General features: G+C 61.9%; 23 protein-coding genes. 14 read left to right on the forward strand and 9 right to left on the reverse strand.

The window, feature by feature from the left end; genetic code table 11:
* Nucleotides 1-21 precede the first annotated feature (21 nt).
* The 3 genes from hscB to F0P96_RS00150 all read right to left on the reverse strand — a co-directional run bounded on the left by hscB (nt 22) and on the right by F0P96_RS00150 (nt 1,889).
* Nucleotides 22-558, reverse strand: coding sequence for a Fe-S protein assembly co-chaperone HscB (hscB, locus tag F0P96_RS00140; RefSeq protein WP_151076732.1), 537 nt, complete (start codon nt 556-558; stop codon nt 22-24).
* Between the two features lie 141 nt (nt 559-699).
* A complete protein-coding gene (locus tag F0P96_RS00145) occupies nt 700-1,026 on the reverse strand; it encodes a putative quinol monooxygenase (RefSeq protein WP_151076733.1) in 327 nt (108 codons plus the stop codon).
* A gap of 89 nt (nt 1,027-1,115) precedes the next feature.
* Nucleotides 1,116-1,889 (reverse strand): SAM hydrolase/SAM-dependent halogenase family protein, encoded by a 774-nt coding sequence (locus F0P96_RS00150; RefSeq protein WP_151076734.1) that lies wholly within the window; start codon nt 1,887-1,889, stop codon nt 1,116-1,118.
* Between the two features lie 147 nt (nt 1,890-2,036).
* Here F0P96_RS00150 and F0P96_RS00155 point away from each other — a divergent pair, with 147 nt between their 5' ends.
* From F0P96_RS00155 to F0P96_RS00185, 7 genes are all read left to right on the forward strand, one after another.
* Nucleotides 2,037-3,107: a PhoH family protein gene (locus F0P96_RS00155; RefSeq protein WP_151077594.1), complete on the forward strand. Its 1,071-nt coding sequence runs from the start codon at nt 2,037-2,039 to the stop codon at nt 3,105-3,107.
* A 95-nt stretch (nt 3,108-3,202) separates the two neighbouring features.
* Nucleotides 3,203-3,652, forward strand: coding sequence for a GNAT family N-acetyltransferase (locus F0P96_RS00160; RefSeq protein ID WP_151076735.1), 450 nt, complete (start codon nt 3,203-3,205; stop codon nt 3,650-3,652).
* A 104-nt stretch (nt 3,653-3,756) separates the two neighbouring features.
* Nucleotides 3,757-6,039 (forward strand): ComEC/Rec2 family competence protein, encoded by a 2,283-nt coding sequence (locus F0P96_RS00165; RefSeq protein ID WP_151076736.1) that lies wholly within the window; start codon nt 3,757-3,759, stop codon nt 6,037-6,039.
* A gap of 214 nt (nt 6,040-6,253) precedes the next feature.
* Nucleotides 6,254-7,063 carry an enoyl-CoA hydratase/isomerase family protein gene (locus F0P96_RS00170; protein ID WP_151076737.1) on the forward strand — a complete coding sequence of 270 codons (810 nt, stop codon included), beginning with the start codon at nt 6,254-6,256 and terminating at the stop codon, nt 7,061-7,063.
* A 236-nt stretch (nt 7,064-7,299) separates the two neighbouring features.
* Nucleotides 7,300-7,818, forward strand: coding sequence for a sterol desaturase family protein (locus F0P96_RS00175; RefSeq protein ID WP_151076738.1), 519 nt, complete (start codon nt 7,300-7,302; stop codon nt 7,816-7,818).
* A 12-nt stretch (nt 7,819-7,830) separates the two neighbouring features.
* On the forward strand, nt 7,831-8,730 hold the full coding sequence (locus F0P96_RS00180) for a MerR family transcriptional regulator (protein ID WP_151076739.1): 900 nt from the start codon (nt 7,831-7,833) through the stop codon (nt 8,728-8,730).
* 265 nt (nt 8,731-8,995) lie between these two features.
* Nucleotides 8,996-9,511 carry an RNA polymerase sigma factor gene (locus F0P96_RS00185; protein ID WP_151076740.1) on the forward strand — a complete coding sequence of 172 codons (516 nt, stop codon included), beginning with the start codon at nt 8,996-8,998 and terminating at the stop codon, nt 9,509-9,511.
* Nucleotides 9,512-9,740: 229 nt separating this feature from the next.
* Here F0P96_RS00185 and F0P96_RS00190 read toward each other — a convergent pair whose 3' ends face one another.
* Nucleotides 9,741-11,249 (reverse strand): phenylacetate--CoA ligase family protein, encoded by a 1,509-nt coding sequence (locus F0P96_RS00190; protein WP_151076741.1) that lies wholly within the window; start codon nt 11,247-11,249, stop codon nt 9,741-9,743.
* A 2-nt stretch (nt 11,250-11,251) separates the two neighbouring features.
* Nucleotides 11,252-12,361 carry a hypothetical protein gene (locus F0P96_RS00195; protein WP_151076742.1) on the reverse strand — a complete coding sequence of 370 codons (1,110 nt, stop codon included), beginning with the start codon at nt 12,359-12,361 and terminating at the stop codon, nt 11,252-11,254.
* 323 nt (nt 12,362-12,684) lie between these two features.
* Between F0P96_RS00195 and F0P96_RS00200 the strand changes: the two genes are divergently transcribed.
* From F0P96_RS00200 to F0P96_RS00225, 6 genes are all read left to right on the forward strand, one after another.
* Nucleotides 12,685-14,190 (forward strand): phytoene desaturase family protein, encoded by a 1,506-nt coding sequence (locus F0P96_RS00200; protein ID WP_151076743.1) that lies wholly within the window; start codon nt 12,685-12,687, stop codon nt 14,188-14,190.
* A 141-nt stretch (nt 14,191-14,331) separates the two neighbouring features.
* A complete protein-coding gene (locus F0P96_RS00205; protein ID WP_235917329.1) occupies nt 14,332-15,219 on the forward strand; it encodes a phytoene/squalene synthase family protein in 888 nt (295 codons plus the stop codon).
* Nucleotides 15,220-15,319: 100 nt separating this feature from the next.
* On the forward strand, nt 15,320-15,850 hold the full coding sequence (locus F0P96_RS00210) for a hypothetical protein (RefSeq protein WP_151076744.1): 531 nt from the start codon (nt 15,320-15,322) through the stop codon (nt 15,848-15,850).
* Between the two features lie 202 nt (nt 15,851-16,052).
* Nucleotides 16,053-16,898 (forward strand): 4-hydroxy-3-methylbut-2-enyl diphosphate reductase, encoded by an 846-nt coding sequence (locus F0P96_RS00215; RefSeq protein WP_201743924.1) that lies wholly within the window; start codon nt 16,053-16,055, stop codon nt 16,896-16,898.
* 92 nt (nt 16,899-16,990) lie between these two features.
* On the forward strand, nt 16,991-17,731 hold the full coding sequence (locus F0P96_RS00220) for a fatty acid desaturase (protein WP_151076746.1): 741 nt from the start codon (nt 16,991-16,993) through the stop codon (nt 17,729-17,731).
* Between the two features lie 275 nt (nt 17,732-18,006).
* Complete coding sequence (locus F0P96_RS00225; RefSeq protein WP_160620073.1) at nt 18,007-19,962, forward strand: ATP-binding protein; 1,956 nt, start codon at nt 18,007-18,009, stop codon at nt 19,960-19,962.
* On the opposite strand, the gene F0P96_RS00230 is transcribed toward F0P96_RS00225, so the two are convergent.
* Nucleotides 19,959-20,690 carry a LytR/AlgR family response regulator transcription factor gene (locus tag F0P96_RS00230; protein ID WP_151076748.1) on the reverse strand — a complete coding sequence of 244 codons (732 nt, stop codon included), beginning with the start codon at nt 20,688-20,690 and terminating at the stop codon, nt 19,959-19,961. The genes F0P96_RS00225 and F0P96_RS00230 overlap by 4 nt on opposite strands.
* Before the next feature lie 264 nt (nt 20,691-20,954).
* Between F0P96_RS00230 and F0P96_RS00235 the strand changes: the two genes are divergently transcribed.
* On the forward strand, nt 20,955-21,515 hold the full coding sequence (locus F0P96_RS00235) for a hypothetical protein (RefSeq protein ID WP_151076749.1): 561 nt from the start codon (nt 20,955-20,957) through the stop codon (nt 21,513-21,515).
* 76 nt (nt 21,516-21,591) lie between these two features.
* On the opposite strand, the gene F0P96_RS00240 is transcribed toward F0P96_RS00235, so the two are convergent.
* The 3 genes from F0P96_RS00240 to F0P96_RS00250 form a co-directional block, all read right to left on the reverse strand.
* Nucleotides 21,592-21,969 carry a heavy-metal-associated domain-containing protein gene (locus tag F0P96_RS00240; RefSeq protein WP_151076750.1) on the reverse strand — a complete coding sequence of 126 codons (378 nt, stop codon included), beginning with the start codon at nt 21,967-21,969 and terminating at the stop codon, nt 21,592-21,594.
* A 53-nt stretch (nt 21,970-22,022) separates the two neighbouring features.
* A complete protein-coding gene (locus F0P96_RS00245) occupies nt 22,023-24,371 on the reverse strand; it encodes a TonB-dependent receptor (RefSeq protein ID WP_151076751.1) in 2,349 nt (782 codons plus the stop codon).
* A 104-nt stretch (nt 24,372-24,475) separates the two neighbouring features.
* Nucleotides 24,476-24,934, reverse strand: coding sequence for a hypothetical protein (locus tag F0P96_RS00250; RefSeq protein WP_151076752.1), 459 nt, complete (start codon nt 24,932-24,934; stop codon nt 24,476-24,478).
* Nucleotides 24,935-25,116: the final 182 nt, after the last annotated feature.

A 25,116-nucleotide genomic window follows, 5' to 3' on the forward strand; every position in this document is an offset into this window, starting at 1 on the left:
AGGAACAACCCGGCAGGTTGTTCAGGATCGGGCTGCAAACTTAGACAGACTTTCGCGGATGCGCAAGAGGTAGCGACGCTTCAGGTAGTAGGTGCGCGCTTGCAGCAAGGCCGCGGGGCGCTGCTCGTTGGGCAGTGCGGTGTAGCCCGCCAGCACCGGCTGAACTTCCGTTTCCAACTCGTTCTCAAGGCGGTCGACCTCGGCTTGGACCTGCGCGGCTACGGCCGGATCGGGCTCAAACTCCAACTCCATGAGCTGTTCGTTGAGCTCCATTACTTCCATTAAAAAATCGGCAGGCAGCTCCTGTTTGCCTTCCTCCAGTAAGCCGTGGCGCTGCAAAATGTACTGCAGGCGCAGGTCAAAGTCCGAAAGCGTGCGGTAGGCGTTGGTGTTCTGCGTCGAAAGGTCGAGCATGCGCTGCTGCTCCTCGGGCGCAGCCGTGGCGTGAAAATCGGGGTGATACTGGCGGCTGAGGGCGTAGTATTTGACTTTGAGGGCTTTTTCGTCGAGCAGAAAGCTTTCGGGCAACTCGTAGAACGCGAAATAATCGGGGGTCATGGCAGGGGCACGGCAAAACGGGGCCGCGTGAGGGTGAAAGCGGCTGCGCGCAGCGGCGCGGGCAAACCAACGGAGTTGTACGGCGCTGCGACTGGCTGGGTAGGGCACAGTCAAACTGACTTCAGCCCGTCCGTCGTTCGGCTACAAAACCGACTCGGGCGGCGGCAGTTGCGCGGTGGCGGCCGTAACAGGGTTAACCGAAAAAGCCAACGGAGGTTCGGCAAACAGCCGTTTGGTAGCGGGCCACACTTCGCCAAACAGCGCGGAGCGGCGGTACGCATCGAGGTCGGCGGCGGAATTCCAGTGGCTGTGGGTGCAGAACACATGCGGCAGGGCGGCATCCTGCCACAACTCCATGTGGCGGCAGCCGGGCTGCTGCCGAATCCGGTCTTCGGAGGCCTGAAACACGCGCAGAAACTCGGGCACGGCCTCGGGCCGGAACGTCATGCGCACGATGCGGATTAGCATGATTGTTAAATTGTTTGGATTGCTAACTGGCTGTTTGCTCTGATGCTGATCGAACGGCTAGCCATTTGATAATGGAGCCATTTAGCAATTTACTCCGAAGGAAACCGCACGTCTACCTGGGAGTCGAAGTGCAACCCCAGCAGCTCCGAGGCGTGGCCCTGGTTCACGCCAATGCAGAGCATGCCCTGGCTGTTGTAAATGCCTACGGCGTCGCCGGGGTCGGCGGCCTGGTAGTGCGTAGCCAGCCCGCGCACCACTTCGCGGGCGAAGTGCACCGTGAACGGCCGGCCGTGGCCCACGGCCTCGATGGCGGTGCGCGAAATGTTGGTGACAAGGTTGCCGTAGTGGTCGATGTGCACCACGTGGCCCGTAATGCGGTGGTCCTGCAGGCGCAGCTGGCGGTTGAGGAGCTGGTAGAGCTCGGTGCTGAGCGGGCCGAGGTCGGTGAGGGGCTTGCCCTGGGCGAGGTGCGCGGCGGCGGGCGCCAGCACGTCGCGGGTGGGAGAGGCAGGCCAGGCGGCAGGCATGGGCAGGCGCACGAGGTCGTCGGGACGGCCGTCGGTGAGCAAAGTCAGAATGCCGTTGTCGGCGGCCACAAAGTAGTGCCCGCGCCATGCGGCCGCCACCCAGCCGCGCTTGGCCCCGCCGTGGTCGTCGACGCCGATGAGGTGTGTGGTACCCTCCGGGAAATCACTGAACACGGCGCAGAGCACGTGCACGGCGTGGGGCACGTTGTAGGGCTCGATGGCGTGCGTGATGTCGAGCACCGGCACGGCGGGGGCCAGGTGCAGCAGGCGGGCCTTCACGGCGGCCACGTAATGGTCGCGGTAGCCGAAGTCCGAGAGGAACGTAATCAGGCCCATTGACCGTTTCAGAGAAGATTGCGTACTATTGGTTTGAAGCCCTTGCGGAGGCGGCAAAAGTAGGCAATCGGCCCGGACTGACCGCTCAGCAGGTGGGCCGCTTTTCTCTCTTCACTGCGCTTTTTGCGCTTTTTTCTCCCCACTAGCTTGGTCGAAAAAGTCATCACGCTCGAGAACGTCTCGCTCATCGACTTCCTGGGCCCCGATAATCAGAATATCCGCCAGCTGGCGGCCGCCTTTCCGGGCAGCAAAATCATTTCGCGCGGCAACGAAATAAAGATTCAGGGCCAGACCCCCGTTATCCAGCGCATCAACGACATCCTGTCCTCGCTCATCGAGCACTACCACCAGTTTGGGCAGGTGACCGACAAAACCGTTTCGCAGTTTATCGGCTCGTCGGACGACGAGTTGGAGGACGCCCGCATGGCCGCCGCGCCCGATGTTATTCTGTTCGGCGCCAAGGGCGGCATCATCAAGGCCCGCACCGCCAACCAGCAACGACTGGTGGATGCGGTCCTGAAAAACGACCTCGTGTTTGCCCTCGGGCCGGCCGGTACCGGCAAAACCTACATTTCGGTGGCCCTGGCCGTGCGCGCGCTCAAAAACAAAGAGGTCAAAAAAATCATCATTTCGCGCCCCGTGGTGGAAGCCGGCGAAAGCCTCGGCTTTTTGCCCGGCGACATGAAGGAGAAAGTCGACCCCTACCTGCGCCCGATTTACGACGCGCTGGAGGACATGCTGCCGCCCGAGAAGTTCAAGTTCTACCTGGAGAACAAAACCATCGAAATTGCGCCGCTGGCCTACATGCGCGGCCGCACGCTCAACCACGCCTTCGTGCTGCTCGACGAGGCCCAGAACACCACGCCCTCGCAGCTGAAGATGTTTCTGACCCGCATGGGCCCGAACGCCAAAGTGATGGTGAACGGCGACCAAAGCCAGGTGGATTTGCCCACCAAGCAGAAGTCGGGCCTGGGTGAGGCACTAGATATTCTGCGCGACGTGAAGGGCATCGGCTTCGTGGAAATGACTGCCGAAGACGTGGTGCGTCACCGGTTGGTGAAGGAAATCGTGTACGCCTACGACAAATTCGACGCCGACCAGAAGCGCGCCCAGGCCGAGCGCCCGGTGCGCCCCGCCCGCTACTACCAGCCCGGCCAGCGCCCCGAAAGCGAAGATTTGCCGACCGAGCAATTGCCCGTGAACCACGAGCAGAGCTAGAACACCGGCTTTACGAGCTGCGGTTTTTGCCGGCGCGGTAGCTTTGCTGCCGCGCCGGTTTGCTTTGTCCTTGCGTTGCTTCGTTTCTACTTGCCATGACCACCGCCCTCCGCATCACCTCGCCAGCCGATTTGGAAGCCGCTTTTGCCATCCGCCACAAGGTGTTCGTGGAAGGACAAGGCGTGCCGCCCGAAAAGGAGCACGACCAGTTTGACCAAGCCGGTGCCACCCACTACCTGGCCCGTGCTGCCGACGGCACGCCCTGCGGTGCCGCCCGCTGGCGCCCTACCGAAAACGGGGTGAAGCTGGAGCGCTTTGCCGTGCTGGAAGCTTACCGCAACCAGCAAGTAGGGGCGGCCTTGTTGCACGCCGTGTTGCGCGATGTAGCCGCCGAGCACCCCGGCGCCGAAGTCTACCTGCACGCCCAACTGGGCGCCGTGCGCTTTTACCTGCGCCACGGTTTCGAGACGGCGGGGGAGCAGTTTACCGAGGCAGGCATCGAGCACTACAAAATGCGCTGGCAGCGGCCCCAAGTGCCTAAGTAGCCAAGCCGCGGCGGTTTGCGCGGCCCGCAAAAATTCCCTAACTCGTAAGCGCCTGCTTCGGCTGGAATTACGGGTTAGGGAATTTCTTTTCGGATTGCTTAAGCATGGGTATTCATTCGACTACCATTCCGTGGGCCACGCACCCCGCCGTGCGCCTGGTTATGGCTCTGCTGGCGGGCATTATCGGTTGGTTTTACTGGGGTGCGCAACTGCCCGAACTGCTGCCGGGGCTGGCTGTGGCCGTGGCGCTGTACCTGGCCGTGCACATCGGCGCAGCCCGCCACAACCGGCCGTGGCTTAACGATGTGGTAGGTATTCTGGCTTTGCTCACGGTGATGCTGGCCGGCACCACGGCCGCACAGCACGCTACCGAAAGCCGCCAGCCCGACCACCTCTACCAGCAAGGCAGCATCGAGTTCTACCGGGCCGTGGTCGACGATTACACCGTGGAGCGTCCCAATACCTATGCCACCACGCTGCGTGTTTCGGCGGTGCGGGTGGCAGGCCAGTGGCGGCCGGCTTGCGGCGGCATTCGTATTTCCGTGCCGCGCTACGAGGCCGGGGCTCAGGCGCCCCGTTACGGCCAGGTGTGGCTGGTGCGCGGCGCGCCCGCCCCGGCCAAAGCCCCGCTTAACCCCGGCGAATTCGACTACCGCCGCTACCTTGCCTACCACCAGATTTACCACCAGCAGTTCATTCACCCCGACCAATACCGCGTGGTGGCGCTGGCGCCGCCCAGTTGGCTGCGCTATTACAGCATGCAGGCCGCCCGCCACCTCGACGGCGTCTTTCGGCGCTACGTGAAGGGCAAGCGCGAATTTGCCATTGCCGATGCCCTGGTGCTGGGCCTGAAGGACGACGTGGACGACGAAACCAAAAAGGCGTATTCCAGCACCGGCACCACGCACATTATGGCCGTGTCGGGTTTGCAGGTGGGGTTGTTGTTTGTGGTGCTGCAGTGGCTGCTCCAGCGGTTTTTCGGCCGCACACGCGGGTTTCGGTACTGGTCGGCGGCGGTGGGGCTGCTAGTCATTTGGGCCTACGCGTTTCTGACGGGGCTCTCGGCCTCGGTGCTGCGGGCGGCGGTCATGTTCACCTTTGTGGTGGTGGCCAAAGCCGCCGGCCGGCAGAGCAACATGTACAACACGCTGTCGGTGGCCGCTTTCTGCCTGCTGCTCTACGACCCATACCTGATTGTGGACGTGGGCTTTCAGCTCTCGTTCCTGGCCGTGCTCAGCATCGTGTACCTGCAGCCGCGCATTTCGGCCTGGCTCGATATCCAGGAATGGGCCGCCGCCCAGCGCCGCCCGTGGCACCCGCGCTGGCGGCAGCGGCTGATGCGCTGGTCGGCGTGGTCGGCCGATAAAGTGTGGGAAGCGGTGGCCCTGTCGTTGGCGGCACAAGTAGCCACGTTCCCGCTGGGGCTGTTCTACTTTCACCAGTTTCCGCTCAACTTCCTGCTGTCGAACCTCATAGCCGTACCCATTTCATCGATTGCGCTGTACGTGGGTCTGTTCCTGCAAGCCGTGGCCTTGCCCATCGAATGGGTGGCCGCTCAGGTGGATGCCGACTGGCTGTTGTGGGTGCCGCGCGGCATCGGGTGGGTGTTCGAGAAGCTCATCTGGTGCTTCAACGAGTACATCGTGTTTGTCGGCAACTCACTGCCGGGCGCCTTGGTGCAGGGTATTCACCTCACGCCCGGCCAAGCGTGGTTATTGTACCTGCTGATTGCCTTGGTTTTAGCCTTTGCCGCGTGGCGCAAACTGGCTTGGCTCGGCGCCGTTGTGGCCGGAGCACTCATCTTCTCCGCCAGCCGGGTAGTGGAAGCCCGGCAGGTAGCCGCCGACCGGCGCCTCGTCGTCTACAGCATTCCGCGCCGCTCGGCCCTGGGCCTGCACGACGGCGCCGCGGCCCTGGTCATCACCCCCGATTCGTTGCCACTCAACGAAACCGAGCGCACCTACCGCGTGCTGCCCGGCCTGATTGAGCGCGACAACCGCCACGTGCGCTACGCTGCTGGCTGGCCCGCTGCCGAGGTGGCCGTGCGCCAAATCGGCCCTGGTGGCCCGGTGCTGCTCACTTGGCACGGCCGGCGCGTGGCCTGGGTCAGCGGCAAGCTGTGGAAAGGGCAGCGCCCGGTGTCTGTAGAGGCCGTGGTGCTGCGCCGCAACGCCCGCGTGTGGCCCGATCAACTGGCGGCCACGTTCGGCACCAATGCCTTGGTCATTTTCGATTCGTCGTGCCGCACGTGGTACGTAGAGAAAATGACGCCCCAACTGCGGGCGGCAGGCCTGCGCGTGCACGACGTAACCATGCAGGGTGCCTGGGTGCAACCCATCAAAAATGCCGAAAGCAACCCCCGAGCGACGTTAGCGCGAGTAGATTAGCGCCCGAGTGCACCAAAGCGCTGCGGATTTCGTAACTAGACCACAACCCGACTCCGCACGCGGGCCGTGCATATTGTCGCATCATTTTTGTTAGGTTTGACCTGAGCCCGCATTCGGGCCGCTGCCGCGCTTTGGGCCGTTTCGGCCCCGCTTCTTCCTGATGAAGAACATGGCGCCCCGAGCGGCCTGCCCACACCCCACCACGCAACAACTCATGGAAGATATGGCTACCCAAGAGCTGGAAGCGCTGCAGTACATTCGCTACGAAGCGCACGAGGCCATCGGCTACATCACGCTCAACCGCCCCGAAAAACGCAACGCCCTGAGTTCCGAGCTGGTTTCGGAGCTCAAGCAGGCCTTTGAATTTGCCGAAAACGACCCGGCTTGCAAAGTCGTGGTGCTGCGCGCCGAGGGCCCGGCCTTCTGCGCCGGCGCCGATCTGGCCTACATTCAGGAGCTGCAGAGCTTCGGCTACACCGATAACCTGGCCGATTCGACGCACCTGATGCAGCTGTTTCACCAGATCTACACGCTCAAGAAAGTGGTCATTGCCCAGGTGCAGGGCCACGCCTTGGCCGGCGGCTGCGGCCTGGCCACGCTCTGCGACTTTTCGTTTGCCGTGCCCGAGGCCAAGTTTGGCTACACCGAGGTAAAAATCGGTTTCCTGCCGGCCATCGTAAGCGTATTCCTGCTCCGCAAAATCGGCGAGGCCCGCACCAAACAGCTGCTGCTCACGGGCGACGTCATTTCGGCCGAGAAAGCCGCCGCCTTCAACCTGATCAACGAGATTGTGCCCGCCGACCAATTGGCCGAGCACGTGTACCGCTTTGCCCGGCGCCTGTGCGTCGAAAACTCGGGGCAGAGCATGGAAATTACCAAGGAGATGATCGGGCGCATTCCCGAACTGCCCCTGGAAGAAAGTCTGCGCTACGCCGCCCGGCTGAACGCCGAAGCCCGCGGCTCGGAAGACTGCCGCCGCGGCATCGAGGCGTTCCTGAGCAAGGAGAAGATTACCTGGAACTGATTGGCCGGCTGGGTGTCGGCAACCGCGGCTGAGCGAAATACCAGGCCAGCGGTATATAGCAAGCGTCTGAAACGAGCGTAACAAAGTGCCACAGCATAACGCTGTGGCACTTTGCTGTTTAGAGGAGCAAGTAACCGAACCCATTCCCGGCTGCGTATCTTCCGTATTTCGCACCATTTCAGGTGGTGCGGCCCCGCGTTATTTAAACAACCCGGCTTGGTACCGGTTAGCACCCCATGAACCTCATAGCTGGCGCGGCCCTCACGGCTGCTACTTTTCTGGGTATGGAATTCGTGGCGTGGTTCATGCACAAATACGTGCTGCACGGCCCGCTGTGGTTTTTGCACCGTTCGCACCACGTGCGGCATCCGCACCGTTTCGAGCGCAACGACTTTTTCTTCCTGTTCTACGGTGGCCTTTCCATGTTGCTGATGGTGTACGGCGGCCCCGAAAAAGACTGGCGCTACTGGGTAGGGCTGGGCGTGGCCGTGTACGGCACGCTCTACTTTTTTGTGCACGACGTGCTCATTCACCGTCGGTTGCCGTTCTGGCGCCGCACGCAGAGTGCGTATCTGCGGGCATTGAACATGGCCCACAAAATGCACCACAAAACCTCCGGGCGCGACGGAAGCCAGGAGTTCGGCTTGCTGTGGGTGTCGCCGAAGTATTTCACATTGGCTGCCCGCCCCCGAGCGGCTGCGTCGTCGGGGCGGCCAACGACAACTGCTGCGCAAGAAGTATCCAAATCGTATTAGCCAGCCAACATCGTGGGGCATTTCTCTATTAAAGACCTCGAAAGCCTGTCCGGCATTAAGGCCCACACCATTCGGATGTGGGAGCAGCGCTACGGCGTGCTGCGCCCAGTGCGGACTGCCACCAACATCCGCACCTATTGCGACTCGGATCTGCGGCGCTTGCTGAACGTGGCCACGTTGTGTGAACGGGGGCAGCGCATTTCGCAGGTTGCCAGCCTCTCGGAGCAGGAGTTGTGCAGCGCCGTAGCCGCCTGCTGCGACGACCCGCACCAGCACAACCCGCAAATTACGGCCCTGCTCATGGCCACGCTCGACATGGACGAGCGGCGTTTTAGCTGTACCCTGACCCAAGCCGCGCAGGAGTTGGGTTTTGAAGCGACGGTACTCAATATTATCTACCCGTTCCTGTACCGTGTCGGTGTGCTTTGGCAAACCGGTAGCCTGAACCCCGCCCAGGAACACATGGCCTCGCACCTGCTGCGGCAGAAGCTGCTGGCCGCCTCCGACGCGCTGGGCCCATCGGACGAGGACGAGGCGCCGCGCTGGGTGTTGTTTTTGCCTGCCGGCGAGCTGCACGAACTGGCGTTGCTGTTCATGAACTACCTGCTGCGCGCCCGCGGCCACCACGTGCTCTACCTCGGCCAGAACCTGCCGGTAGAAGAGCTGGCCAGCATTTGCCAGTGCTACCAGCCCCAGCACATTGCTACGGTACTAACTACCGTTCCCGAGCGCGACCGGCTGCAAACCTTTGTCGACGAGCTAGCCCGGTTGTGCCCCGCCATCGACTTTGTGCTCTACGGCCCGTTGGTACACCAGCCCGAGTTGCAGCTGCCTACTCGATTCGTGCGCCTACAGCGCATGACCGATTTTATCCAGCTTGCTGAGCAACTGCGCGTTGCAGTCGTGCGCTAGTGCACTGCAACACGGTTCTTGATGGTTCTGATAGATAAAGCGTTTCGCTATCAGCGTGTTAAGCGCGGCCATTATGTATTGTTCAGCTTATTCGATACACAGTTCAACTCCGCTGATTGTTATTTTATCGGCTAAGGCAGCGCATTCAACGACCGTTTGGCGGGATTGACCGAATCGGGTGAAAAAAATCTGGCCATCTACGTATGGTTAGGTAGCAGTTGCGTATGTTTGTTTAACTTTTGGTCACTAAAAGCTAAACAGGCGTATGACTTCCTTGGAATTCACCGACCAAGTACAAAAGATTTCCTACTCGCTCCGGCCCGTGGCAATGAACCTCACCCGCGACGCCGACGATGCCAAAGACTTGGTGCAAGAAACCCTGCTCAAGGCCCTGCTGAACAAAGACAAGTTCAAAGCGGGGACCAACCTGAAGGCATGGCTCTACACCATCATGCGCAACACGTTTATCAACAACTACAACAAGATAACGAAGCGCAACTCCAACATCGACACCACCGAGTACTTCCAGTACTTCAACACCGACGAAAACTACATCACCCACAACGGCGCGCAGTCCGACTTTGTGGTAACCGATATCAACGAGGCCATCGGGCACCTCGGCCACGAGTACCGCACGCCGTTTATGATGTACTACATCGGCTACAAATACCAGGAAATTGCGGAGAAGCTGCAGATTCCCATTGGCACGGTTAAAAACCGCATCCACATTGCCCGCAAGGACTTGAAAGATGCGCTGAAAGTATACGCACCCGGCGCATAGGGGGAAGGAGTATATGCTCCGGATGCGTGCACGGGCCGCAAGCTGCAACCACCTCGGTGGCGTGGCTTGCGGCCTTTTTTTGTTGCGGTTGGCTATGCAGTAACTGTCATCCTGAGCGCAGCGAAGGACCTCCTCACGCATAAGCGACAACCGTTGCTACGACTCGTTCAGCGGTGAAAAGGTCCTTCGCTCGGCTCAGGATGACGTTCCTTTACTGGCAACTGGCAACTTAAGCCGCCTGAATGTACCTGAGCTTGATGCGCAGGTCGCTGTCCTTAAACGGGCCGGTGTGGTAGGGGTAGAACTCGACTTGCGGGCGGTTTTCCACGGGTATCATGCGCCACGACTCGCGGAAATCCTGGTTGACGGCCTGCAGCTCGGCAAAAAACGCGGCGCTCAGGGCTGCTTTGTCGAGGGCAACGAAGCGTTGAGCGGCCAGCAGCTCAAAGCACACGCGCAACTGCTTGTTGGCCTGGGTATCCTCGGCGGTGAAGAGCGTGAAGGAGTGGACGCGCTCGGCTAGGCCGGGCGTGCGCATAAGGGCTTCCTGCACGTCGGGCAGCGCAATTTTGCAGCCGAAGTAAGCCACGGTCATATCGGCGCGGCCGTAGTGCAGCAGCAGCGGCAGGTCGGTATGCTTGAGGCAGAGGTCTTCGGGGCGCAGGCCGCACTCGGCCAGAATGCGCTTGAGCTCGGGGTAGCGAATGACCTGGCCGCGGTCGTGAATGTTGTAGCGGATTTTGGGCGCCAAGTACGTGGGGCGGCACAGCGTAACCAGCAGTTCGCCGGCCGCGCTTTCTTCGATAACGAAATCGGCGGGGTTGAACTGAAATGCCACGGGCAGCGCGCCGGGGTACTTCAGCAGCTTGGCGGCCAGTTGCGGGTTCGTCATCAGGGCTTTGCGCAGCGCGATGCTAAAATCGGTTTCGGCGGCCAGGTTCAGCTCCAGATCGGAAGCGCCCAACGAACCGTACACGCGCCGGATGCCCTTGCGCAACAAGTAGTCGCGCATCAGCTCGCTCATGCCTTCGCCGCCGTAAATCAAGGTCACGTCGTACTGCGCCCAGTCGAGGTCGGCGGTGTCGGCCAGCAGTTTCAGAAACGGCGGGTACCCCATGATGACGTAGCGGTGCGCGGGGCCAAAGAACTGGAGCGTGTGTTCAATTTTCGGCACGTCGGGTCCGGTCGATTTCAGCATCGACACGTCGGTAAAGGCCATCGTCACGTTCACGCCCGTGGCCCAGGGGCCCATGGCAAACGCGTTGATAACAAAGCACGGCCCCGGACCAAGCAACTGGCGCAAACCAAATTCCAGCATCCGCTTGTTGGCCTGCCGCTCGGCGCGGCTGCGCACCCAGTGCGTGGCCTGCCCGCTGCTCCCCGACGACTCGTCGACGATAACGCCTTCGGCCGGCACCCGCCCACCGAAGCACCGCTCGGCAATGGAATACGGCTTCACGTAGTTGTCTTTGTCCATCACGGGCAGTGTGCTGAGGTCGGGCACGAGGCCGTGGAAGCGGGCCGGGGCGGCCGGATGCGCGTCCAAAAACGTGCGGTAGGCCGGGGCGGTGCGGCGGGCCCGGCGGTACACGGTCCAGGCTTTGAGGCGGCCGATGTTCCAGCGCGTGGCTTCCATGCCGGGCAAGAACAGCAGCTGCATGGTGGGGTCGCTCAGTTCGAGCAGTTTGCGCCACAACTGCAGGAACTGCACGAGGGCAAAAATGGCGGCGGATTTCATGGTTACTGGAGAATGTCGTGAACGTCGAGACGGAAGCTGCGGGGAGGTTCGGCGCTGTAGCCGGTGCGCACGAGCAGCCACAGCGGGCCGTCGGCGGGGTCGAGGTTGGTGTGCTGCACGAAGGCAGCATGAGCCTGCGCGTTGGTCACCACCGAGCCGAATGGGTGGAGGTAGGCGCCGTGGCGCGTCAGCTCCAGCCACAGGCGCTGGAGCATGGCCCCGGCCTGCAGCCAGTCGGTGCGGGTGTCGAAGCGGCCGGTGAGCCAGGCCACCTGGGCGGTGCCGTTGGTGGAGCTACGGTACACGCGGCCCAAAATCTTGCGCTTCCACGCGCTCTGAAACCTCTCGCTGTGGAAAAAGAAATTGTGCATCAGTCGGCCCGGAAAGCCGAAACACTGGTTCCAAAGGCCGTCTTTGCGTGTGGCGGCCTCGGCTGGGGTAGTGCGAATCCAGCGGGCGAGTTCCTGGCGGGTAGCCGGCTCGTCGAGGTCGGTGAAGAGCGTGGCGCGATTCAAATCGAGCACGAAATCGACCGTTTCGGACTCGGCGCTGAACTCAAGTCGGTGGCCGTATTGGGCGGCGGTAGCGGCGAGTTGGGCTTGCAGGGCAGGGGCGAGGCTGCGGCCGTCGTAGTGCAGGCGCGAGGTGCGGCGCTGCTTGATCAGTTCCCGGTCGGCCACGCCGGTGGGCGCTTGCGGCGTGAGGCGCAGCGTGGCGAAGAACTGCGGCACGGTGGTCGAGTAGTTGAGCCGCGGCTCCGGCGCGTGGTCGGCGTGCAGCGCAAAGCCGAGCGGCCCGGCGGCAATGCGCAGGCACTCGATGAACATGCCCAGCCCGATGATGGTGAAGGCCGAAGTGGGGTCGGTGTGCACGAGCAGGCGCGTGGGGTCGTAGTACAGCGCGGCTTCGGTGGCCGACAGCACCTGCAGTTTCCAGGGCTGCACGTTGTGCGGCGACGGCGCCCAGCGCGCGTAGTCGAGCAGCTGCGCCCAGCGCTGGGTAGGGGCGGCTTCGGCGGCTGGCTGCCTGGAGCCTGCGAAGACACGGCCAGGCAGCAGCGCGGCCGTAGCGCCGCCGAGCAGCAAATGGCGCAAGAAGATTCGTCGGTTCATGGGGCAGCCGGGCGGTGATTTTTGCATCGAGTGGCCACGGCGTTGTAGTGCGCTGTGGAAATCGATGGACAAAAGGTAGCGGGCCGCGTCAGCCAAGTCGAAACGAATCGGAACAGATTGCTGACTTTAAAAAGATGTTGGTTGTATGTGTAAATACCTGACTAATAGATATAAATACTAAATCATTAATGACTTTTGATTCGAGCAAATGAAGCCGAAGGCGGTAATGCCCGAGCTTCTCTTGAGGTATAAGGTCGCCGCCGACTCCAAAACAAAGCCCGCCGCCCGGTTGTAGCTTGCCGCTACCTCATCCGTTTCCTCGCTTGTCGTCTACCTCCACTTCCTCCGCTTCCCAGGTTCTTGTCATTGGCGCCGGTTTTGCCGGCATTTCGGCCGCCACGGCGCTGGCCCAGCGCGGCTACCGCGTCACGGTGCTCGAAAAGCACGACGGCCCCGGCGGCCGCGCCCGCGTGTTCCGGGCCCAGGGCTTCACCTTCGACATGGGCCCGAGCTGGTACTGGATGCCCGACGTATTTGAGGAGTACTTTGCCCGCTACGGCCACACGCCCGCCGATTTCTACGACCTCGTGCGCCTCGACCCGTCGTACCGCGTGGTGTTCGGCGAGCAGGATTTTCTGGACGTGCCCGCCACCATGGGCGAACTGCGCCAGATGTTTGAGCAGCTGGAGCCTGGCGCGGCCGCCCGCCTCGATGAGTTTCTGCGCCAGGCGGCCTACAAATACAAGGTGGGCATGGGCAAGTTCGTGCGCAAGCCCGGCCGCTCGCTCTTGGAATTTGCCGACCCCACGCTCGTCGTCGATGCCCTGCGGCTGGACCTGCTGCAGAGCATGCACACCCACGTGCGCAAGTTTTTCAAGCACCCCAAGCTCATCGAACTGATGGAGTTTCCGGTGCTGTTCCTCGGCGCCACGCCCCAAAACACGCCCGCGCTGTATTCCATGATGAACTACGCCGACCTAGCGCTGGGCACCTGGTACCCGCGCGGCGGTATGCACGAAATCGTGCGGGGCATGGTGCGCGTGGCCGAAGAGCAGGGCGTGCAATTCCGCTACAACCAGGAAGTCGAGCAGATTCGGGTAGAGCAGGGGAGGGCCACCGGCGTAGTCACGGCCGACGGCTTCCACACCGCCGACATTGTGGTAGCCGGGGCCGATTACCACCATGTAGAGCAGGTGCTGTTGGCGCCCGAGCACCGGCACTACTCGCCCAAGTACTGGGACACGCGCACCATGGCGCCCTCGTCGCTACTGTTCTATGTGGGGCTGAACAAACGCCTGCAGAACGTGCGCCACCACAACCTGTTCTTTGATGAAGACTTCGGCCGCCACGCCCAGGAGATTTACGAAACACCGCAGTGGCCTACGCGGCCGTTGTTCTACGCCTCGGTGCCCAGCCAAACCGACCCCACGGTGGCGCCCGACGGCCACGAAAACTTGTTCCTGCTCATTCCCACCGCTCCCGGCCTCGGCGGCGACGATGAGGCCACCCGCCAACGCTACTTCGATATGATTATGGCGCGGCTGGAGCGCCACACCGGCCAATCGGTGCGCGACGCCGTGGTATACTGCCGCAGCTATGCCCACGCCGATTTCGTGGCCGATTACCACGCTTTCAAAGGCAATGCCTACGGGCTGGCCAACACGCTGCGTCAAACGGCCAACCTCAAACCCACGCTCAAAAGCCCCAAAGTCAGCAACCTGTATTTCACAGGGCAGCTCACGGTGCCGGGGCCGGGCGTGCCGCCTTCGCTCATTTCGGGGCAGGTGGTGGCGGTGGAAGTCGAAAAAGAATACCCGCTGGCGAAGTAACATCTTCCGTAGAAGCGGAAGGCATCGACCTCTCAATCATTCAACACCGGCCCATTATCTTGCAAATTGATGCGCCGGGCAAACAACCGGGACGCTTTGCGGCTTTCCAGTTACCGAACCGCAACCAACCACACCACGCACATGGCTGCTCTTCCACCCGTCGTCTCCTCCATGCCGCCCCCGGTGGTCGACCACGTGGCCCTGTTCAACCAGACGAGCCTGGCCTGCAGCAAGCTCATCACGCAGCGCTACAGCACCTCGTTCACGCTCGGCATTCGCACGCTCGACGAGCGGTTTCACCCCGCCATCTACGCCGTGTATGGCTTTGTGCGCTGGGCCGATGAAATTGTGGACACCTTCCACGACCGGGACCGGGCCACGCTGCTGCGCGAGTTTCGCGACGAAACCTACCGCGCCCTAGATGAGCAGTTCAGCATGAACCCGGTGCTGCATGCGTTTCAGCTGGCCGTGCACCGCTACGGCATCGACCGGGAGTTCATCGAGGCCTTTCTGCACAGCATGGCCATGGACCTGGAAGACATCGAATACGACCAGCAACTCTACAACGAGTACATCTACGGCTCGGCCGAAGTGGTGGGCCTGATGTGCCTGCGCGTGTTTTGCGAGGGCGACGAGCAGCAGTTTGAGCAGCTGCGCGAGCCGGCGCGGCGCCTGGGCGCGGCCTTCCAGAAAATCAACTTCCTGCGCGATTTGCGCTCCGACTACGAGGAGCGCGGCCGCGTGTATTTCCCCGGTCTGAGCTACGCGCAGTTCGACGACGCGGCCAAACGCCGCATCGAAGACGACATTCGAGCCGATTTTCAGGCCGGCTACGAAGGTATTTGCCAACTGCCGCGCACGGCCAAGCTGGGCGTGTACCTCGCCTACGTGTACTACCTCAAGCTCTTCGATACCATTCGGCAGCTGCCGGCCAGCCGCATTCTGGCCGGCCGCGTGCGCGTGCCCGACAACACCAAGCTTTTGCTGCTCGTAGGCTCGTATTTCCGCTACCGCCTACGCACCATTTGAGTTGCCGATTTTCCGTTGCGCATTACCCGTTGCTCGTTCGGTTGGGAATAGCCGCACAACGGGTAACGCGCAACGGGCAACTCGCAACTGACCCCTGACCGTGAAGCTGCTGTTTCTCCTGCTCACTTTTTTCGCCGCCTTGTTTACACCGCCCGCTTCCCACCAGCCCTACGCCGTGCCGGCCCTGCGCCGCCAGTTCCACGAAGCCGCCACCGACGAAACCGCCGGCCGCCGTTTCCATCAGCTCATGAGCCAGTATACCGAGCGCGACGCCGTAGTGCTGGCCTACAAAGCTGCTTCCGAGGCCATCATGGCCAAGCACACCGGGGGCTTGTTCGACAAGATGGACCGCGTGAAAGCCGCCAGCCGGCAGTTCGACGAAGCCGTGAGCTTGGCGCCGCAGCAGCCGGAAGTGCGCTTTCTGCGCTTTTCCATCGAAAGCAACCTGCCCGGCTTCCTCGGCGCCAGCAAGCACGTGGACGAAGACCGCGCCTTTCTGGTGAAAACGGCCCTGCAACACCCCAAGTCGGGACTCGATGCCGAAGCCTTCGACGTGATGCGCGACTTTCTGATTGCCCGCAACCACGTCAGCCCCGACGAAGCCCAACTGCTCCGGCGTATTGCTCAATAAACGGCCGCAAGCCCTGACCAACTTCGGCGCGAAGCGGCACCCGAAAGGGCGCCGCTTTGTTGTAAAGGGGTTGTCTGTCAGTAGTCAATAGGTAGGCGGCGAGGCTACTCAAACCGCTTGCCGAACCGATTGCGTACTTTCTGCCCACAGAAACTGCAGTTGCAACATTCCGCAGTGTTTCGCGGTTACCCTGCTACTTATGCTGCTCAACCTCAGTGTCCGCATCGACCCACACTCCGGTTTCTGCTTTGGAGTAATCTACGCCATTCAAATGGCCGAAGACATTCTCGACGAGCAGGGGTACCTGTATTGCCTCGGCGACATCGTGCATAACGATGAGGAAGTGGAGCGCCTCGAAAAGCGCGGGCTGCGCATCATCTGCCACGAGCGGCTGAGCCAGCTGCGCGGCGAGAAGGTGCTCATTCGGGCCCACGGCGAGCCGCCAAGCACCTACCAGATGGCGCTGGAAAACAACCTGACGCTCATCGATGCTTCGTGCCCGGTGGTGCTCAAGCTGCAAAACCGCATCAAAACCAGCTACGACAAGCAGGAGCGCATTTTCATCTACGGCAAGCACGGCCACGCCGAGGTGCAGGGCCTGCTCGGTCAGACCCGCGGCGACGCCGTGGTGTTCGAAAACCTCGACGAGCTGCTGCGCCACGAATTGCCAGCCAACATTACGCTCTACAGCCAAACCACCAAAAGCACCGACTCGTTCTACCGCATCAAGGGCGAGCTGGAAGGCCGCGGCTACCAAGTATCGGCCAACGATACCATTTGCCGGCAGGTATCGAACCGCGACCAGGACCTGCGCCGCTTTGCCACCGAGTACGACCAGGTGGTGTTTGTGTCGGGCACCAAAAGCTCAAACGGCAAGGTGCTGTACCAAGCCTGCAAAGAAACCAACCCACAGACGCACTTCATTTCCAAGGTTGAGGAAATTCAGCCCGAGTGGTTTCAGGCGGGCCAGTCGGTGGGCATTTGCGGGGCCACCAGCACGCCCATGTGGCTGATGGAAAAGGTGCGCGACGCGCTCATGAGCCTGTAAATTTCTCCGCGACTGGCGCAACTGAAATCGTGGAAGGCCCAAGAGCCAGCCGCTACAGAGTCGTCCGTAAGGCCCAGCGCCGCTTCAGTAACATGCAGCAAATCAGTACCGCAACCGTTAGCTCTAAAGTGCGCCCCGAGCCGCTCGGCTACAAAGGCGTGGCCGTGGCTGTGGCAATTGTGGTGTGCTGGGCGGGCCTACTGACATGGCTGTTGGCTGCCTACCGCCCCGACTGGCGCACCCCCTGGCCCTACCTGCTGGCGCTGCTGCAAACGCACCTCTACACGGGCCTGTTCATCACGGCTCACGACGCCATGCACGGCGTGGTTAGCCCCAACAAGCGGCTCAACAACGCCTTGGGTACCGTAGCTGCCGGGCTCTTTGCCTACAACTGGTTTCCGCGCCTCTTGCCGCGCCACCACGCCCACCACCGCCACGTGGCCACGCCGCATGACCCCGATTTTCACGACGGGCAGCACCCCAATTTTCTGCTGTGGCTGTTGCGCTTCGCCCGCAACTACATTACCATCGGTCAGGTGGTGCTGATGGCCCTTACCTTCAACGTGCTCAAGCTGTTTTTTCCGACGGCTAATGTGGTGGCGTTCTGGATGCTGCCAGCCGTTTTGGCCACCATCCAGCTGTTTTATTTCGGTACCTACCTGCCGCACCGCGGCGAGCATGACGCGGCCAACCAGCACAAGTCGCGCAGCCAGGGCAAGCAGCACTTGTGGGCTTTTGTGAGCTGCTATTTCTTCGGCTATCATTACGAGCACCACGACCAGCCCTACCTGCCGTGGTGGCGCCTGTGGCGGGCCAAAGCCGACGGCAAGTAAGGCGAATGAACCTGGGCCGGGGGCCTGCAAGGGCGGTGGCAGTTGCATTCTTGCTATTTTGCTGAGCCACTCTCGGTGCAGCTTGCTGCTAACCGCGGAGAGGCAAATCACGCCATCCGCTACCCATGAAAATGCTGCGTCGGTGTGCTGCTTGCTCTTTGGCCCTGCTGGGGCTGATGCAAACGCTGTGCAGTACCCCAGCGCAGGGTGCCGATCCGTCAAGCGCCTCTTCCGGCTCGGCTTTCAGGCAGGCCTGGCGCCACCGGGCCCGGCCCATGACCTCGCCTGACCCGGCCGAATCGTTGCGGGTCGCGCAGTATGTGTTACGGCGGGTACCCGCTGCCGAGCCTGCGCAAGCGGCAGCAGCGCACACGCGGCTGGCCACGGCGTTGCTCGACCTGCAGCGGTTTGAAGAAGCGAGCCAGCATTGCCGGCAGGCCCTGCGCAGCTACCGGGGCAGGGAAGCAACAGCCGCCTACGCCCAGGTTCTGCAACTGTTGGGCCGCATTCAGTTTGCGCAGGGCGACACCGGCCAGGCCCGCCAGACGTTTCTGCGCACGATGCAACTGCCCGCAAACCGCACCAGCCTTGCCGGGCAAGCCCGCCTGCACGAGCATTTGGGCGACCTGTATGCCAGCCAGGCCGCGTGGGCCCAGGCCTTACGAAGCTACGCGCAGGCCTATGCCGCGTGGCGCCGTGTGGGCAATGCCCGCAGCGCGGCGGTGGCGCTGCACGCCATTGGGCGCATGCATTACGAGCAACGGCACTTCAGCCAGGCGCTGTATTACCTGCGGCTGAGCACCCAGCAGGCGCAAGCCCTCGGCGACAGCGCCGGTACCAGCCACCTGCTGTTAAGCATGGGCGACGTGTACCTGGCCGTGAACAACGATGAGCTGGCCCATGGGTACTATTCCCGGGCACTCAAGCAGTTGCCCCGGCACCATACGCCGCCGCAACTCCTGGCTACGGTGTACCAGGCATTGGCCGCCGCCAGCGACTCGCAAGGCAACTCCGCTGCGGCGCAACGCTATCTGCTGCGGGCGCTGCCCCTTGTGCGGCAAGGCGGAAGCGCAGTGCAGTTGGGCGAGCTGTACCGGACGCTCACGCGCCTGTACCGCCGGCAGGGCAACGACGCGGCTGCATTCACGGTGCTGAGCCGCTACGTGGCGTTGCAGGACAGTATAGCAGCCGAAGAACGGGCTGTGCAGGTAGAAGAGTTGCGTGCCCGCTACGAAGCCGAGAAAAAGGAGCGCGAAATTGTGCTGCTAACCAAGGACCGCGTAATTCAGGCCGCCACTTTGCGCCGCCAGGCGTTGATTCGCAACGGCTTGATTGCGGGTACGGTGCTGTTGCTGATGGCCGTGGTTGCGTTGGTGCGTAGCCGGGCCGGGCACCGGCGCATCAACCGCCTGCTGGAGCGCAAGAACGCCTCTATCAACCGGCAGAAACAGGAGCTCGACCGCCTTAACCGGACGAAAGACACGCTGTTTTCCGTGATTTCTCACGATCTGCGCAGCCCGTTAAGCTCGTTGTACTCCTTGCTGTCGTTGCTAAACCTGGGTAAGCTGCCGGCCGAACGGCTGGCGGCCCACTCCGAGCGCCTCACCCGCACCCTCGAAACCACGCTGCGCCTGCTCGATAACCTGCTCAACTGGGCCGCCAGCCAAATGCAGGGAACCACCGTGCGGCCCGAGCCCCTGCGCCTCGATGCCGTTGTGGAGGAATGCCGCTGCTTGCTGCTCGGCGACGCCGAACGCAAGCATATCGAGCTGAGCAACCTGCTAACCGAACCCACCTACGCCCGCGCCGACCTCAACATGACGCGCCTGGTGTTGCGCAACCTGCTCAGCAACGCCATTAAGTTTACGCCCTCGGGAGGCACCATTTCGGTGGGGGTGGTGCGGCAAGGGGATATGTGGTGCGTGCGTGTGTGCGACTCTGGCGTGGGCATTGCGTCCGAAGACCAGTTCAGAATTTTTGGGGACCTAGAGCCGCATTCGACGCTGGGCACGGCCAACGAGAAAGGCATTGGGCTGGGGCTGCGCCTGTGCAAAGACTTCGTGCAGCGAAACGGGGGCCGGCTTACGTTCGAAAGCGTGCCCGGGCAGGGCAGCACCTTTTGCTTCACCTTGGCCGCCTTGCAGCCCGGGCCGGCGGCCGAAGCACTGGCTGCCGAGCCCTTCCGGCCGCGCCGCCGCGCCGGCCAATGGCCTCAGAATGCGCCGCGCTAGTGCTGCTGGCGCCGAATCAGCGAATGGTTGACGATGCGTTCGGTCACCTGTTCGCGGTAGGTCTGGCCTAGCGGCAGGGCCCGCCCACCCACGCGCACTTCCTGGTTGCTCACCGATTCTATCTGGGAAGCATTAACCAAGTAGGAGCGGTGCGTGCGCACAAACATGCGGGGCGGCAGCTGCTCCTCCAGGTTTTTCAGGTTCACCAAGGTCAGGTGGGCCCGCCCGTCGGTGGTATTGATTTTGGTAAAGTCCTTTAGGGCTTCGATGTAGAGCACCTCGCGGTACATCAGGCGTACAAACTGGGCATCGGTGCGGATGAAGAACGAGCCGGAACTAGCCGATTGGTCGGCCGGCTCGGGCGGGGCGGGGCGCAGCATGCTGGCCACCTTGTTCACCGCTTTCAGAAACCGCTCCAGCGAAATGGGCTTGAGCAAAAAGTCGATGACGTCGAGGTTGAAACCCTCCATAGCATACTGCGGGTGGGCCGTCATGAGCACCACCAAAGGAGGCTGCTGCAACGAACGCACCAAGTCCAGGCCCGACAGGTGCGGCATGGTAACGTCGGAGAACAGTACCTGCACTTCGTGCTCCAGCAGGTAGCTGTGGGCTTCCAGTGGATCATTGAATACGGCTTTCACATCCAGTACATCCGTCATGGCTACATAGGCCTGCAACAGATCCAGTACCAGCGGATCATCGTCAAGAAGCAAACACGAAATCTTCATAATAAACTGCTTTCAGCACAAGTGGGGTGAATATATAGGTAATATCTATTCAAAACGTCAATTCTCGAAAAAAGAAATTGCTGCTGGACGACCCGAGCCGGTAGTCTGTCTACCCTTGGGCCGTGTTGCTCTACTTATTATGTACATAGTTAAAACCTTATGTTAGATTATATGCACTGTGCTGATACTGCTGTTTGCTACTCTACAAGCAGCTTGCCCGGCACAGTTCGCTCCCAGTGCCCCGCTCACAACAAACTTACTGCCATGTCTCGCCTTGCCTCTGCCATTCTTGGTACGCCGCTTATTTTGGGGGTGGCCCTAACAATTGCCCGGCACGAATCCCGGCGGCAGCGTCGCCCCGGCGTGGGTTCCAGCACCCGAACCGTGTCGCTGCGCATCGACCCTAGCGTGGATCTGGTGTACCTGGCCGAAGCCACGTTGCCTTGTTCGCTACCCTGCCTCGATGCCCTGACGCGCGCTACGGTGATTGGCGTGAAGCTGCTCGGGGTGCGCCTAGAACTGATGGAAGATGCACCGTGCACCAGCGCGCGTCAGCATCCCACGCTCACGGTGCTGGAAAGCGGCAACTGTTTCGTAACGGCTTTCGACCGCAAAATCCAGGTGGCCTCCTTTGGGGCCCAGCACGTGCATCCCAGGCACATTGATATGGAAGTGCTGCACCGGGGCAATCTGCTGGAATTCCTGCGGGCCGATTGGTTTACGGTGGAGTTGTCGGGCACGCACCGGCGGCGCCTTACCAAAGCCTTGCCGCTGAGCATGCAGCTGGAGTTTGAAGTGCACGAAACCACTACTGCTACGGCGTAGATCAGGGCCTTGCCGAAACGCCTGCGCCGCTGTGCATTGCACAGCGGCGCAGGCGTTTGTGAGCTACAAAATCAGATTACTCACCGGTGTGTACGGCGTTGGTTTTCTTGCAGCACTCGGGCAGCCGGTCGTAGGCCTTGTCGTTGGCAGTCAGCTTATCGGCGTCATAGCCAGTGGCCGCTACGGCAGCCCGCAAGGCGTCGGGCGAGGTTTTGTCGGCGCGGTACTGCACCGTGAGTACCTGCGTGGGCACATCGAGCACGGCGGCCTGCACGCCCTTCTCGTAGGCCATTGCCTTTTCGAGGCGCGCCTTGCACATGTCGCACACGGCGGAGGTTTTGATCTGAACCTGCTCGGTGCCGGCCTTTGGCTTGGTTTTGCCGGTTTGGGCCTGCGCAAACGAGGCAACAAACAACAGACTCAGGCTGAAAAGCAGGGTGCGGAAAATCTTCATGGAAAGGAAAAAAAGTCGGGAAGAGGAAAGGGGCAACTGGCAATTGCGCCAGGTTATTCGAGGCGGAACCGTACGCCCACATAAGTCAGACGTCCGTAGATGGGTCCCCAGTTCATGGCTGCATCAAAATTAGGGCCGAACGGCTCGGTGGCACCGTCGATGGGGTTGCTCTGGCGGTAGTTGGTCAGGTTTTCGGCGCCCGCATACACGTCGATGCGCTTGAAGGCCCGCGTCAGCTGCGCATTCAGCAAGGCAAAGCGCGAGGAGTAATGCAGCGCCGAAGCGCTGCCGTGCGCATCGTGGCCCATGCCGTGAGCTACCGGCCGGCGGCCAAAACCCTGCACCGTAAGGTCAGCGCGCCATTTGTCGAAGGGGGTGGCGTAGCTCACGTTGCCAAACAGCCGGTGCTTGGGCACCAGCGGCTTGGGCAGCAGGCCGGCCTCGTAGGTCGTGCGCACATCGAGCCACTTGTAGGCGGCTTTGGCTTGCAGGCCCTTCACCGGCTCTACCTGCACCTCTGCTTGGAAGCTGCGCGAAAACGAGCGGCCACCGTAGGTGCTCAGATTGCTGAACAGCAGTAAGGTATTGGACGTGTAGGCATCGGCTACCACCTGGTTCTGGAACTCGGTATGGTAGTAGTCGGCCACAAACGTAGCCTGCCGGCCCGCCACGGTGAAATACTGCGTGAGGCTGCCACCGGCGTTCCAGGCGCGCTCGGGCCGCAGGTCGGCATCAAACAAAAACAGGCGGCTGCTGACCAACATGCCTACGTTGTCGGCAATGGGGTTGGCCACGCGGAAGCCCCGGCCGGCCGCCACGCGCAAAATCGTGTTGGCCGTGGCGTCGTACTTCACGTTCAGGCGCGGCGTAAACACCCAGCCGTAGAGGTTGTGGCGGTCGAGGCGCACGCCGCCCACCAAAGTCAGGTTTTTCGAGTTCTGATAGGTGTACTCGGCAAAGGCGCCGGGCACGCGCTCGGTGCGGGCGCGGTGTTCGCGCTGGCGCTGCTGTTCGGGCGTGTCGAGCAGGTAACGGCCGGTGCGCAAGTCTTCCTGGTAATCATCATATAGGTAGCTGGCGCCCACGCGGTACACGTGCGCGGTGTTGCCGATGGCGCTTTGGAAGAGCAACGTGGCCAAACCGGTGCGTTGGATGCCGTCGTACTGGCGTTGGGGCCGGAGGGTGTTGTGGTGGGTCGTTACGGCCTCGAACGGCGCGCCGTACTCCGCCCCGCCGTACTGCGAGTTGAAGGCGTGGCTGGTGCCCGAGAGCAGCACGCCCAAACTCTGGTAGGGCCGCGTTGGCCAGGTGTAGGACGTTTTGCCGTAGGCCGTGTAGCGGTTGGTTTCCTGCGTGATGCCGTAGTACGGGTTGCCTTCTTCAGGCCGGAAACCCACTTGCCCGCCCTGCCGGGTTTCGCGCAGTGCGCCCACGCCCAACTCGCTCACCACGGCCTTGCCCGAAAGGTACTTCCACTTGTTCATCACGTTGTACTGCGTGGCCAGCGGCAAATCCAGAAACCCGTCGTCGTTGCGGTCCACGCGGTTGCCGAGGTGGTCGGCATGCAGCAGCAGGGCCGTGCTCAGCTTCTTGCTGATGCGTGCCGAGGTGTTCACGTTCACGTCGAATTTGCCGAAGTCGTTCACGTAGGCGTTCAGCAGCAGCTGATCGGTTTTGTCGGGCTCCTTGAGGCGCACGTTCACCTGCCCCGACACCGACTCGTAGCCGTTGACCACCGAGCCCATGCCCTTGATGATGTCGATGCTCTCGATCCAGGGACCGGCCAGGTAGTTCAGGCGGTAGGGCGTGCTCAGGCCGCGCAGGGCTGGTAGGTTGTCCACCGTCAGCAGCGAGTAAGCCCCGTCGAGGCCTAGTAACTGAATCTGCTTGGCGCCGGAAGCCGCGTCGGAGGTCGATACTTCCACCGAGGCGTTGGTTTCGAAGCTCTCGGCCAGGTTGCAGCAGGCCGATTTGGTGAGGTCCTTGCTGCTGATGACCTGCGTGTGGGCCGGCGTGAGGGCCGAGTAGCTCAGGGCCCGGCCTTCTACCTTTACTTCCTGCAACTCGTTGGTCGAGCGCAGCGCCACCCGCACATATGCGGCCGGGGCAACGGTATCGGCCCCGTAGCCGAGGGCGTTGACGATCAGCCGGCCATCGGTGGCGGCGGTGGAGCGGGGGAGGGCGAAACGGCCCTTGGCATCGGTGGTGGCAGCCGCGTCGGTGCCCAGCCAGCGCACGATGGCGCCGGGCAGCGGGGTCCGCGAAGCCGCATCGGTGACTTCGCCGTGCACGTGCTGCACCGAAGTCGATTGGGCCACCGCAGCCGGGCTGCCGCCCAGCAGCAGGCCCGCGAGCAGCACGAGCCGCCCGTCGGAACGGTGGCTGTGAAAAGAAAATAGCATGAGGTCAGTGAGTTAAAATGCTTTCAGCACATTCCGGCGAGCCACAAGGTCGCCCGCTCAGTGGTCAGCGAATCTGAAAACCGAGCTGCAGAAAGAATTTTAACCTAGACGACGAGGGTGCACACAAACGCCAGCAAGGCCCGCCCGGCAAGCGGCGGAGGCGACGCATCGGTAGCGTAAAAAACGGCCTGCGGCGAACCGCAAACGGCCGCGGTAGCCACCGGTGCCCAAGCGGCCTTGGGCAGTACGGCCACCAGCGCGGGTACCGGGACTTTGGCCAGCAGAACGCTGCCGAAAGCATCCATTTTGTGCTGCTGCACGCTGAACGCGCAGCACCCGTCCTGCACCGCAGTGCTACGGGCCGCCACTGCGGCCGGCTTGCACCCAGGAGCGGCAGCTTTGGGTGGGGCGCAGCTGTGGCGCGGGGTGAGCACCACAGCCCGCTGGGTTTGGCCGCTGATGTGACAGGTATGCTGCTGCACCGTGAGGCCCACCGAAGAGGTGAGTACCAACAGCGCCAGCCACAAGCTGAACAGACGGAAAACCAACGAGTGCTTTTTCACAACCCAAAGATACGCTATCGGGCGCAGGTAGCACGGTACAGAATTGGGGCCGTCCTCGTGCAGGTAATGGCTGCAACTCCCCTGGAATAAGCCGACTGCCATTTTGGCAAAACAGATGAGGCTGCTACCACCTGTTGCCCGCGTTGTTAGCCAAATGCTAATAAAACCGCCTTCACGTATTC

Source organism: Hymenobacter busanensis (assembly GCF_008727865.1).
GTDB lineage: Bacteria > Bacteroidota > Bacteroidia > Cytophagales > Hymenobacteraceae > Solirubrum > Solirubrum busanense.